General features: G+C 65.5%; 10 protein-coding genes. 6 read left to right on the plus strand and 4 right to left on the minus strand.

Annotated elements, in window-relative coordinates; translation table 11 throughout:
• Nucleotides 1–6: 6 nt before the first annotated feature.
• Entirely contained in the window at nucleotides 7–360 is a 354-nt protein-coding gene (locus ACVWY0_RS13935) for an Rv2175c family DNA-binding protein (protein WP_058929391.1), read from the minus strand.
• Between the two features lie 240 nt (nucleotides 361–600).
• Between ACVWY0_RS13935 and ACVWY0_RS13940 the strand changes: the two genes are divergently transcribed.
• The gene (locus ACVWY0_RS13940) at nucleotides 601–1,998 is read left to right on the plus strand and encodes a lytic transglycosylase (RefSeq protein ID WP_485837213.1); all 1,398 of its coding nucleotides are present in this window, start codon (nucleotides 601–603) and stop codon (nucleotides 1,996–1,998) included.
• Between the two features lie 115 nt (nucleotides 1,999–2,113).
• Nucleotides 2,114–4,186, plus strand: coding sequence for a Stk1 family PASTA domain-containing Ser/Thr kinase (gene pknB / locus ACVWY0_RS13945; protein WP_485837214.1), 2,073 nt, complete (start codon nucleotides 2,114–2,116; stop codon nucleotides 4,184–4,186).
• Nucleotides 4,187–4,238: 52 nt separating this feature from the next.
• On the opposite strand, the gene ACVWY0_RS13950 is transcribed toward pknB, so the two are convergent.
• Together ACVWY0_RS13950 and ACVWY0_RS13955 are read right to left on the minus strand one after the other, a co-directional pair.
• Nucleotides 4,239–5,630, minus strand: a complete 1,392-nt coding sequence (locus ACVWY0_RS13950) for a class II 3-deoxy-7-phosphoheptulonate synthase (protein WP_200950669.1) — start codon at nucleotides 5,628–5,630, stop codon at nucleotides 4,239–4,241.
• Nucleotides 5,631–5,701: 71 nt separating this feature from the next.
• On the minus strand, nucleotides 5,702–6,481 hold the full coding sequence (locus tag ACVWY0_RS13955) for a lysophospholipid acyltransferase family protein (protein WP_485837215.1): 780 nt from the start codon (nucleotides 6,479–6,481) through the stop codon (nucleotides 5,702–5,704).
• 111 nt (nucleotides 6,482–6,592) lie between these two features.
• On the opposite strand from ACVWY0_RS13955, the gene ACVWY0_RS13960 reads away from it, so the two are divergent.
• The 3 genes from ACVWY0_RS13960 to ACVWY0_RS13970 are packed head-to-tail and all read left to right on the plus strand — an operon-like array spanning nucleotide 6,593 to nucleotide 8,857.
• Nucleotides 6,593–7,414: an alpha/beta hydrolase gene (locus ACVWY0_RS13960; RefSeq protein ID WP_058929396.1), complete on the plus strand. Its 822-nt coding sequence runs from the start codon at nucleotides 6,593–6,595 to the stop codon at nucleotides 7,412–7,414.
• Nucleotides 7,411–8,205, plus strand: a complete 795-nt coding sequence (locus tag ACVWY0_RS13965) for an alpha/beta hydrolase (protein ID WP_485837216.1) — start codon at nucleotides 7,411–7,413, stop codon at nucleotides 8,203–8,205. The genes ACVWY0_RS13960 and ACVWY0_RS13965 overlap by 4 nt, the downstream gene beginning before the upstream one ends.
• The gene (locus tag ACVWY0_RS13970) at nucleotides 8,198–8,857 is read left to right on the plus strand and encodes a hypothetical protein (RefSeq protein WP_485837217.1); all 660 of its coding nucleotides are present in this window, start codon (nucleotides 8,198–8,200) and stop codon (nucleotides 8,855–8,857) included. Before ACVWY0_RS13965 ends, ACVWY0_RS13970 begins: the two co-directional genes overlap by 8 nt.
• A gap of 10 nt (nucleotides 8,858–8,867) precedes the next feature.
• Here the strand turns inward: ACVWY0_RS13970 and ACVWY0_RS13975 are convergent, their stop codons facing one another.
• The gene (locus tag ACVWY0_RS13975; RefSeq protein ID WP_485837218.1) at nucleotides 8,868–9,956 is read right to left on the minus strand and encodes an ROK family glucokinase; all 1,089 of its coding nucleotides are present in this window, start codon (nucleotides 9,954–9,956) and stop codon (nucleotides 8,868–8,870) included.
• Between the two features lie 178 nt (nucleotides 9,957–10,134).
• Here ACVWY0_RS13975 and ACVWY0_RS13980 point away from each other — a divergent pair, with 178 nt between their 5' ends.
• Nucleotides 10,135–11,943: an AMP-dependent synthetase/ligase gene (locus ACVWY0_RS13980; RefSeq protein WP_485837219.1), complete on the plus strand. Its 1,809-nt coding sequence runs from the start codon at nucleotides 10,135–10,137 to the stop codon at nucleotides 11,941–11,943.
• Nucleotides 11,944–11,972 lie beyond the last annotated feature (29 nt).

Here is an 11,972-nt window from a genome sequence, read left to right on the forward strand (position 1 = left end):
TGCTGCTTACCAGGCCAGGGTCTGGGCCCGGCGCCTGATTTCCGTCTTGCGGCCTTCCCGCAATGCATCAATCGGCCGGCCGCGGAGCGACTCGTCAGGGGTAAACAGCCACACGATGAGGTCCTCGTCGGAATAGCCGGCGTCCGCCAGGACCACAATGGTCCCTTTGAGGCTGTCGACAACCTGGCCGTCCAGGATAAACGCGGCCGGAACTGAACGTATCCGGCGCTCCCCGACCCGCAGGGCCGCCAAAGCGCGTTCATCAATAAGGCCATGGACTCTCGTAATCGAAACGTCCAACAACTGCGCGACATCCGGCAGGGGCAGCCACTCGCCCACAAGGCTTTCTACGTTACTCACGGATCAAGGTTGCCACGGCCGGAGCCCTGCCGCCTAGTCGGGATTGGCCGCCACTGCCGCGAATCAGGCGACACCCCATAAAACTCTTCATTCTGCGTGGGGCGGAATTCTTGTGCTATGCGAACTTTCGTGAGAGATTCACATAGATCACATTTGAAACATCAATAACTTAAGTAACACTAGTATCAATAGTCACATCGCATCTCCCGCCCCCGGCAGTTGAAGAAGAGGATTCTTTCCATGACGACGTCCCGCTCGCCAAAGCAGCCCTCCAGGCAGAGCCTGCCCATGATTGCTGTCACCACAGCAGCGCTTCCTGCGGTTGTCCTGTCGTCGTTGGCCCTCGCCCAGCCTGCTGCCGCAGAGGCCCCTGCCCGCGCTATCCCGGCAACCCTTGCCGCCGCAATGAAGGCCCAGGCAGCCGAACCTAAAGCTGCCCTGATCCCGGCGGCCTCGGTTTCCACTACTATTCCGGCTGCCTTCCAGCCCATGCAGCCGGCGGCTCCCGCGGAATACACCATTGCCCGGGGCGACACCATCAGCGGAATCGCCGGCAAATTCGGGCTGGACACGTACGAGGTCCTTAAGCTCAACAACCTCCAGCCGAACACCATCATCTACCCCGGCCAGAAGATCAAGCTGTCGGGCACGGGTTCCGCCCCCGCCCCTGCCCCTGCGGCCCCTGCCGCGGCCGCTCCGGCCAATGCCGGAGGCAGCTACACCGTAAAGTCCGGCGATACGCTCGGCGCCATCGCGGCCCGGCACAATGTCAGCCTGTCGGATGTTTTCAGCTGGAACGGCCTGAACATGCGCTCCATCATCTACCCCGGCCAGAAGATCAAAGTCGGCGCAGGTGCTCCCGCAGCCCCGGCTGCACCGGCTTCGGCCGTGCAGCCTTCTTCCGCTCCCGCAGCGCCAGCTCCCGCGCCTGCTCCTGCTGCGCCTGCTCCCGGCGGTTCATACACGATCAAGGCCGGCGACACCCTGTCAGCGATCGCCTCCCGGCACGGCGTCAAGCTCTCGGACATTCTGGCGGCCAACCAGCTGAGCATGACTACTGTCATCTACCCCGGCAACAAGCTGGTCATTCCCGGCGCCTCCATTCAGCCCGCTTCGTCCACCCCGGCCGCCCCGGCGGCCCCCGCCGCCCCGCTGGTGCCGAGCTCCTTCCTGGGTTTCACCTACCCCGCTGCCGTTGTGAGCTCTGCCAACGAGAACAAGGCCTTGCTGAACGCCTCTCCCGTACCGTCCCGGGCCGAGATGCGCGCAATTGTGGCCGACACGGCACGCCAGATGGGAGTGGACCCCACCCTGGCCCTGGCCTTCGCGCACCAGGAGTCCGGCTTTAACCAGCGTGCGGTTTCACCTGCCAACGCGATCGGCACCATGCAGGTCATCCCGTCCTCCGGGCAGTGGGCCTCAGACCTCGTAGGGCGGAAGCTGAACCTGCTGGACCCCTACGACAACGCGACGGCCGGCGTAGCGATCATCAAGCGGCTTATCGCCACCAGCAAGGACCTCGACACAGCAATTGCGGGTTACTACCAGGGCCAGTACTCTGTCAGCAAATACGGCATGTACGACGACACCAAGGCCTACGTAGCTGCCATCAAGGCGCACCAGAAGAACTTCGGCTAAACAGCCACCGCGCCATGATTCCCCGGGCTTGCTGAAGCCGGCCCAAGGGGGAACGATAGGGGTCCGGACCGCACGTCGGTTCGGACCCTTTTCCATGCGGGATTAGTATCGTAGGGTGCAGGAACAAGTGTCAGACCGTCTCGTTGGAACGCTGGTGGACAACCGCTACGCCGTCCGCTCCAAACTCGCGCGCGGCGGCATGTCCACCGTATATCTGGCAACGGACCTTCGGCTGGAACGCGATGTTGCCCTGAAGGTCCTTCATCCCCACCTCGCCACCGACGAGACGTTCCTGGACCGGCTGGGCCGCGAGGCGAAAGCCGCCGCGAAGCTGTCCCACGCCCATGTGGTGGGAGTCCTGGACCAGGGTAACGACGGCCAGACCGCTTATCTGGTCATGGAACACATCAAGGGTCACACCCTCCGGGACGTCATCAGATCCAAAGGTGCGCTGCCTCCCCGCCTGGCCCTTGCCCTGATTGATCCGGTAGTGCAGGGCCTCGGCGCGGCCCATGCCGCGGGGCTTATCCACCGGGATGTGAAACCGGAGAACGTCCTGATTGCCGACGACGGCCGGATCAAGATCGGCGACTTTGGACTGGCCCGGGCGGTAACGACGTCAACGAGCACCGGGACGCTGATCGGTACTGTGGGTTACCTCTCCCCCGAGCTTGTGCTGGGAAAGCAGGCTGACACCCGGAGTGATATCTATTCGGTGGGCATCATGCTCTATGAGATGCTGACCGGCCAGCAGCCGTACGACGGCGAGGTCCCCATCCAGGTTGCGTACAAGCACGTGAATGAAACGGTCGGTCCGCCGTCGGCCTTGGTGCCTGGCCTCGCCGCCGAGGTGGATGAACTCGTCCAGTGGTGCACCGCAAACGATCCCGAGAACCGCCCGGTGGACGGCAACGCCCTGCTGCAGGAACTCCGCCACATCCGGACCAACCTCACGGATGCCGAACTGGACCTCAGGCCGCCTGCCGCGACCCAAGAAGGCCAGCAGAACCAGACCGAGATCATCGCCCGCACCAACAACCCCACCGCCGTGATGTCGTCCTTCTCCCGGCCGCAGCCACAGCACCCACCGCACGCTCCGCATGCCCTGTATCCGCCCGACGCCGACTACCGGCCAGGCGTACAGTTCCGGCCGGAAGCGCACTACAGGCCAGATGCTCAAGACGCCGTCCCGGCAGCGATCCCCCTCAGCAAACGCGCCCGCCGCAAGCTCGACAGGGAGGACGAGAAGGCAAGGTCCCGGGCTGCGGCGACCCCGGTCCGGAGTCTGCGGGAGGGGAACCCGCGGCGCCGCGGCGCCCTCTGGGTGGTGGTCCTGGTCATCATCGCGTTGCTTGCCACAGGAGCCGGCTGGTTCTTCGGCATGGGCCCCGGGTCGCCGGGCACCATTCCGGCGGTCGCCAACAAGTCAGTGGCCCAGGCCCAGCAACTGCTGAGCGAGGCAGGGTTCCAGTCGCGTACCAACGATGTCTTTGACGACGACGTTCCGTCCGGCCTCGTTGTGGGCTCCGACCCGACTGCCGGCACAGAGACCAGGAAGTTCCAGCTCGTGTCCCTGTTTGTTTCCAAGGGGCCGCAACTGTTCGAACTCCCGAAACTGACCGGCGGAACACTTGACGATGCCAAAAATGCACTGAACCAGGCCGAAATGGCGCTAGGTACCGTCACTGAACAATTTGACGACGCCGTTGCCGCCGGCGTTGTGTTGGCCCAGGATCCCGCCGCAGGAACCCCAGCGCGCCATGGGACTCCGGTAGCCCTGTCCGTCTCCAAGGGCCCGCAGCCGATCCCCGTTCCGTCAGTCGTCGGGCTGGAGGAGGACGCCGCCGTCGAAACCATCGAGTCGGCCGGCCTCAAGGCCGATGTCGCGAAGGACAAAGTCAACGACAGGCACGTGCCCAAGGGGTCGGTTGCCGCGCAGTCGCCTGCGACCGGCACCCTGACCAAGGGCGGCGCGGTGACGCTGACTATTTCAGACGGACCCAAGCTCGTTGAAGTCCCCAGCTTCATCGGGAAACAAGCCAAGGAAGCCGAAGAAGCGCTGCGTGCGCTGGGCTTCGAGGTACGGGTGAACAATATCCTCGGCGGCTTCTTCGGCACGGTACGGGATCAGGACCCGGTGAAGAAGAGGGTGCCTGAAGGCTCCGTCGTTACCCTGACAGTGGTGTAGCCGGCGGACTGCCGGCCACACCACCGCGGAAGTCCGACTCCGCGTAGAGCGCTCAGTGCTTGGCCAGTGCTCCGGCCACCAGGAACGCCATTTCCAGGGACTGCATGTGGTTCAGGCGCGGATCGCAGACCGACTCGTACTTGTCGAGGAACGCTTCCTGGTCCACCGGATCGGCACCGCCCAGGCATTCGGCGACGTCGTCACCGGTCATCTCCACGTGGAGGCCACCGGGAACCGTGCCCAAAGCATGGTGGACTTCGAAGAACCCGCGTACTTCGTCAATGACGTCGTCGAAGTTCCGGGTCTTGTAGCCGTTGGGCGAGGTGACGGTGTTGCCGTGCATCGGATCGGTGACCCAGAGAACCTTGGCGCCGGAGGCGGTCACCTTCTCCACAATGGCGGGAAGCTTCCCGCGGATATTGCCCGCGCCCATACGCGTGATGAACGTCAGCCTGCCCGGCTCCCGCTCGGGATCCAGCTTGTCGATGAGGCGGAGGGCGTCGTCGCCGGTTGTCGACGGGCCCAGCTTCACGCCAATGGGGTTCCGGACGCGTGAGAGGAAGTCAACGTGCGCGTGGTCAAGCTCGCGCGTACGCTCCCCGATCCAGAGGAAATGCGCCGAGGTGTCATACGGGAATCCGGTCCGCGAATCGATGCGGGTCAGGGCACGCTCGTAGTCCAGCAGCAGGGCCTCGTGGCTGGCGAAGAATTCCACCCGCTTGAGTGCTTCGAAATCAGCGCCGCAGGATGCCATGAACTTGATGGCGCGGTCGATGTCACGGGCCAGGGATTCGTAGCGGGCGTGCGCCGGGTTTTCGGTGAAACCCTTGTTCCACTGGTGCACGGAGCGCAGGTCCGCGAAGCCGCCCTGCGTGAAGGCCCTGATGAGGTTCAGGGTGGAGGCGGACGTGTGGTAGGCCTTGAGCATCCGGGCGGCGTCATGGCCACGAGACTCGGGAGTGAACTCGTAGCCGTTAACGATGTCGCCGCGGTACGCCGGGAGGGTCACGCCGTCGCGGGTCTCGTCGTTGGAAGAGCGGGGCTTGGCGAACTGGCCGGCCATTCGGCCCATCTTGATGACTGGCATCGCTGCGCCGTAGGTGAGCACCACTGCCATCTGGAGGATGGTCTTGACCCGGGCGCTGATCTTATCCGCTGTTGCCGCTTCAAAGGTCTCAGCACAGTCGCCACCTTGCAGCAGGAAGGCTTTGCCCTCCGCTGCAGCCGCCAGCCGTTCCCGGAGAACGTCCACTTCGCCGGCGAAAACCAGCGGCGGGAGCACGGAAAGCTCCCCGACAGACGCGTCGAAAACGTCCTTGTCCTGCCAGCTGGGCTGCTGGGAAACGGGAAGGTCACGCCAATCATCAAGGCCAGGATAATTGGCTGCTCCGCTCTGGGCGGTGCTGGACAGCGAAAAGGCAGGTTTTGCAGATAGCTCAGTCACTATCTAAGACTAATGTGCGCGGCTGGCTTCAGGACACCTGACCGTCACGCGTACCGAGAGCGGCGTCACAGTCAGCCCGCTGCCGGGTCCTTACCCTCGGCATCAGTGCCCTCAGCACCGCCGTCGGGATCGGCGCGTTTCGCGGTGGCGCCCCCAGCCTCGGTGGCTGCTGCGCCCGTAAGGCGGAGCTTCACCACGGCAGCGTACTCGTCCACGTACTCCTGGCCGGAGAGCCGCATCAGCTCGAACATGATTTCGTCGGTGACCTTGCGCTGGACCAGCCGGTCCTCCGCCTGGTCTGCGTACTGGCTGAAATCCAAGGGCGCACCGAAAATCATGCCGATGCGCCGGATGTTTGGCATCCGCTTGCCGATGGGCTGAACCTTGTCCGTGCCGATCATGGCCACGGGAATCACGGGCACACCAGCCTGCAGGGCCAGCTTGGCGACGCCCACTTTGCCCCGGTAGAGGCGAGCGTCGGGGCTGCGGGTCCCTTCAGGGTAGATGCCCAGCAGTCCCCCGCTTGTCAGGACATCCATGCCGGCGTTGAGCGAAACAGCCGATGCCGCGCCCCCGGACCTGTCCATGGGCAGCTGGTTGGTGAGCCTGAAGAACATGGCCGTCAGCCTGCCTTTGATGCCGGTGCCGGTGAAGTACTCGGACTTGGCCAGGAAAACAACCGGCCGGCGGACCATCAGCGGCATAAAGATGGAGTCGGAGAAAGACAGGTGGTTTGAGGCGATAATTGCCGCGCCCTGCGCAGGTACATTGTCCAGACCCTTGACCCAGGGGCGGAAAAGGAGCCGCAGCACCGGCCCCAGGAAGATCCTCTTCATGACCCAATAGAACACGTGACGAACCTCTCCGGAAGCCGGCCGGCCGGCCCTTCGTCGGGCCGGGCGGGCACTCCAGTGCAACCCTACTCTAGTGAGATTTGTCGAGAACAATGACACGATGGTGTTATGACAGAAAGCAGCATCGCGCCCCGGCCTGCCGCTTTCAGCTACCCCGGCCACGGACCCAATGCCACTACCGGGATTGCCATCTGCCATGGCTTTACCGGCAGCCCGCTCAGCGTCCTGCCCTGGGCAGAGGACCTCGCCGCCCAAGGATTCGCCGTGTCGGTGCCGCTCCTGCCCGGCCACGGTACGGATTGGCGGCAGCTCGCCCGCTCGAACTGGCGTGACTGGTACGGGACTTTCGAATCGGCGTACCTGCAGCTGAGCGCCCGGACAGAGCAGTGTTTTGTGGCCGGCCTCTCGATGGGCGGCGCCATTGCGCTGCTGACTGCCGCCAGGCATCCCGTGGCTGGCGTCTCCTTGGTGAATCCCGGCCTCAGCTTCTACGACCGCCGCGTGCGGGTCATCGGAGTTCTCAAGTACTTCCAGCGCACCACGCTGCCCATTCAGGAGGAACAGCCGACGGCGGACGTCACCAATGACGGCGACTACTCACGGACTCCGTTGGCAGCCGTGCACGAGCTCAAGAAGCTTTTCGGCACAGCCACCCGCGGGCTACACCAGGTCACCGCCCCGGTGCAGGTATTCAAGTCCCAGTCGGACGTCGTGGTGCCGGCCACCTCACTCCTGATGTTGCGGCAGCGTTTGGGCCCACGTCTGGTGGAGGTAGTGGACCTGCACAACAGCGGTCACGTGGCCACCCTGGATGTTGACGCGCCCGAGATTTTTGCCCGTTCCAGCGCCTTCTTCCTTGCCCATGCACCCAGCACTGCACCGTCAGCCCGAACCGCGGCCACACCTCACACCACTTCGGAGACTTCATGACCGGCGTACCGGACCACAGCCCTTTCAGCAGCACCGTCAACGGCGACGGAGCCCGGATCGGGGTGGTCCTCTCACACGGATTCACGGGCAGTCCGCACGGGCTGCGCGCGTGGGCCAAGTCGCTTGCCGACGCCGGCTTCGCGGTACGCATGCCGCTGCTGCCCGGGCACGGCACCCGTTGGCAGGACCTTGCGCGCACGCGCTGGCCGCAGTGGCACGGCGCCCTGGACGACGCCTACCTGGAGCTGGACTCCCACTGCGACCACGTCTTCGTCGCCGGGCTGAGCATGGGCGGTGCCCTGGCCCTGAGAATTGCCGCCACCCGGCCCGTGGCGGGGGTGATCGTGGTGAACCCCGGACTGGTGATTGATGATCCCCGCGCTCCACTGGCCGGCATCCTGAAACTGGTCCTGAAGAGCACCCCGGCCATTGCCAACGACATCCTCAAGCCCGGGATGGACGAGGGCGCCTACCCGCGAACGCCCGTAGCTGCGGCCCATGAGCTGAACAAGATGTTCAAGGACACCATCCGGCTGCTCCCCCGCATCACCGCGCCTGTACGCGTCTTCCGGTCCACCGTGGACCACGTGGTTTCAGACACGAGTGTGGCAGCGCTGCGCCGCGGCCTGACCAACGCTCCGCTGACACTGACCACCCTGGAGAACAGCTACCACGTGGCAACGCTGGACAACGACGCCGAGGAGATCTTCCAGGGGTCCGCCGACTTCATCCGGGCGGTGGTTGCCGGCACGGCAGCAGCCCAGGTCCAGGAGGGCACCGCCCATGAATAGGCCCGACTCCGGCTCGCCGGACCAGAGCGCAAACCAGGACGATGCTGTGTGGCTGGACCTTGTGGCCCGGCTCGAAGAGAAACCTGCCACCCCTACCGGCACAGAGGACCCGGGCATCGCCGCCTCCCCAGGCCCTGACGCCACGGGCAATGACCCTGAAACTCCTGGTCCGGCCGGCCCGGACGCCGTGGCCGGGTCCGGCAGGTCCGCGACGTTCCGCGACTTTGATCCGCTGGGTCTGGCAGGAACAGCCCCCACCGAACTGTCCGCAGCCGAACGGCAGGCGGCGACGCCGGGCACCGGTGACGGCGGCCAGGACGGCGCCGGCGAGGGGACCGGCGAGGGGACCGGCGGAGACGGCCAGGGCGGCGCCGCCGCCTTCGGCCCGCGTGACTATGCCGTGGAGGACGACGCCGGGGACTTCGTTCCGGAAGAACCGCCAAGCCTTGCCGGGACGGATCCCCTGACCATGCTTGCCTGGCTGGGCGCAATTGGTGCGCCCATTGCCTTGCTGCTGGCCGTCATTTTCTGGCGGTCCGCGCCGCTGCTGGCGATTGTGGGCATGGTGGCGGTGTTCATCCTTGCCGTGGTTTACCTCATCATGAAGCTGCCCCAGGAAAAAGACGAGAACGACGACGGCGCCCGCGTCTGAGGAGCGTCCGTCACCGCATGCGGCTGCTGACGCGGGACAGGTCGGCTGCCCCGATGAGCCCCGCGTTGGGTCCGAGCGCTGCCAGCTCGATGCCGGCCGCCGGACGGAAGCCCCGGCCGGTAAGGTTCCGCGCGAATGCTTTACGGGCAGGCTCCACCAGCAGGTCCCCCGCTGAGCAGAGTCCCCCGCCGATCACAAACAGCCCCGGATCCAATGAGGCCGCGAGGTTCGCCAATCCCAGGCCCAGCCATTCGCCCACTTCATCCAGGAGTTCGCGGCAGGCCGCATCGCCGGCGAGTGCCAGCTCGGTAACAATCGCCCCGGTGATCTGCTCCGCGTCACCGCCGACGGTGGCCAGCAGTTCCTGGGCAACTGGCGAATTGGCGCGCGCCAGAATCCTGGCTTCCCGGCCCAGGGCGTTGCCCGACGCGTACTGCTCCCAGCAGCCCCGGTTGCCGCACTCGCAACGCTGCCCGCCGGGCATGATGATCTGGTGGCCGAATTCGCCGGCTACACCAAACCGGCCGCGCTCCACCCGGCCGTCCATCACCATGGCACCGCCGATGCCGGTTCCGAGGGTGATGCACACCAGCCTGTCCTCGCCCTGCCCCGCACCAAAGCGCCATTCCGCCCAGGCCGCGGCGTCGGCGTCGTTCGTCAGCAGCACAGGCCGGCGCAGAAGTCGCTGCAGGTTTGCGCGCAACGGCTCGTTGCGCCAGGCGAGGTGCGGACTGAAAAGCACGGTTCCGCCGTCCAGATCCATCCAACCGGCCGCACCGATGCCTACTGACCAGACCCTGTGGCCGGCTCCGAGTTCGTCCACGAGCTCTACGATGACCTGCTCTACCGCACGCGGGTCGCTGCCGGGGGTGGACCGCCGGGCCTCGCTCAGGATCCTTCCGTCGGCGTCCACCACGCCGGCGGCGACCTTGGTGCCGCCGATATCGATGCCGATTGCCAGCCCCTTGCGCCCGAGCCGCAGGTGCTCGCGGAACGTTTCCACCTGCCGGGGCCGGGCCCTCAAGGCCAGCGGCCGCCGCCGCCAGGGAGCCGGACGTCGGAGCGGGGCGGCTGGCTCGCCGGGGGACGTTACGTACATAGTGCTTCATTCTAGGGCGCACCGGGCGGGCAGCGCCGGAGGCCGGGCCCATGGCTTCCGCACTCCTCTTTGACTCATATGTTACTGGCCAGTAGGTTTGTTTCTGCACGGCCAAGTTGCAGGCGTATTAGTCTTTAGGCATACCCTGTGCGGGTCTATGGATATCAAAGGAGCTATAGTGCGCGAATTCAGTGTTCCGCCCCTGGTTGTTGTCCCACCGGAAACCAACATCACCGATCTCTTGCTTCGGCAGGCAGCCAAGCCCAGCAACCCGGCGCTCTTCTCGCGGCTGGACTCCGCAGGCGCCTGGCGGGACGTCACCGCCACAGACTTCCTGGCGGACGTCTCAGCCCTTGCGAAGGGCCTGATGGCCAGCGGCGTGGGAGCCGGCGACCGGGTGGGCATCATGTCCCGCACCCGCTACGAGTGGGCCCTCATCGACTTCGCCATCTGGTTCGCCGGCGCCGTCTCAGTGCCCATCTACGAAACCTCATCGCCGTCGCAGGTTGCCTGGAACCTCGGTGACTCCGGTGCAGTGGCCGCCTTCGGCGAGGCCGCCCACCACGAGGACATCATCCGGCAGGCGGCCACCTCGGAAGGCCTCACCGCCCTCCAGCACGTCTGGCAGCTCGAAGGTGGCGGACTGGACGCCGTCCGTGAGGCCGGCCGGGACGTCAGCGACGCCGACCTTGAGGCCCGCCGCTCATCGGCGCGGCTCAGTGACGTTGCCACCCTGATCTACACCTCCGGCACCACCGGCCGGCCCAAGGGCTGCGAGCTGACCCACGGCAACTTCGTTGAGCTGTCCGACAACGCCCTGGCACTGCTTGGCGACGTAGTCAACGAGCAGGCAAAAACCATCATGTTCCTGCCTTTGGCGCACGTCTTTGCCCGGTTCATTTCGGTGTTGGCCGTGGCCGCCGGGGCCACCGTGGCACACACCCCCGACATCAAGAACCTGCTGGCTGACCTGCAGAGCTATCAGCCCACGTTCATCCTGGCCGTGCCGCGCGTCTTCGAAAAGGTGTACAACTCGGCCCTGACAAAGGCAGAGGACGGCGGCAAGGGTGCCATCTTCCACAAGGCCACGGAGACCGCCATCGCGTTCTCCAAAGCCCGCCAGGCCGGGCACGTTGGCCTGGGGCTGAAACTCAAGCACACAGTGTTCGACAAACTCGTTTACGGCAAGCTGCGCGCTGCGATGGGCGGGAACGTGGCCCATGCTGTGTCCGGCGGCGGTCCGCTCGGCGAACGGCTGGGCCACTTCTTCCAGGGCATCGGCCTGCAGATCCTTGAAGGGTATGGCCTGACCGAGACCACCGCCCCGATTTCCGTCAACACGCCGGCCCTGATCAAGATCGGTTCCGTGGGCAAGCCCCTGCCGGGCAACTCCGTCAGGATCGCCGAAGACGGCGAGATCCTGGCCAAGGGCGTCTGTGTGATGCGCGGCTACTACAAGCGCGATGACCTGATGGCGGATACGTTTGCCGATGACTGGTTCCGCACCGGCGACATCGGACGGCTCGACGAGAGCGGCTTCCTGTGGATCACCGGCCGGAAGAAAGAAATCATTGTCACGGCCGGTGGTAAGAACGTGGTTCCGGCCCTGCTGGAGGACCAGATCCGGGCGGATGCGCTGGTCTCCCAGGTCCTGGTGGTGGGCGACAACCGGCCGTTCATCGGCGCGTTGGTGACCCTGGACCAGGAGGCCCTGCCGGGCTGGCTCCAGCGGCACGGACTGCCGGCCGCCACCACGCTCGACGAAGCCGTCGGGAACCCGGTGGTCAAGGCCGCCGTGCAGGACCTCATCACGCAGGCCAACGCCTCGGTGTCGCAGGCGGAGGCCATCAAGTCATTCCGGATCGTCGCTTCGGACTTCACGGAAGCGTCCGGCCATCTGACGCCGTCCATGAAGGTGAAGCGGGCCCAGGTGATGAAGGACTTCGAGACAGTCATCGAGGAAATGTACGGCGCGCCGCGCGGCTAATCGGCAACGCAAAACGAAAGGCCCTCCCG

This window comes from Arthrobacter sp. UYNi723 (genome assembly GCF_054057635.1).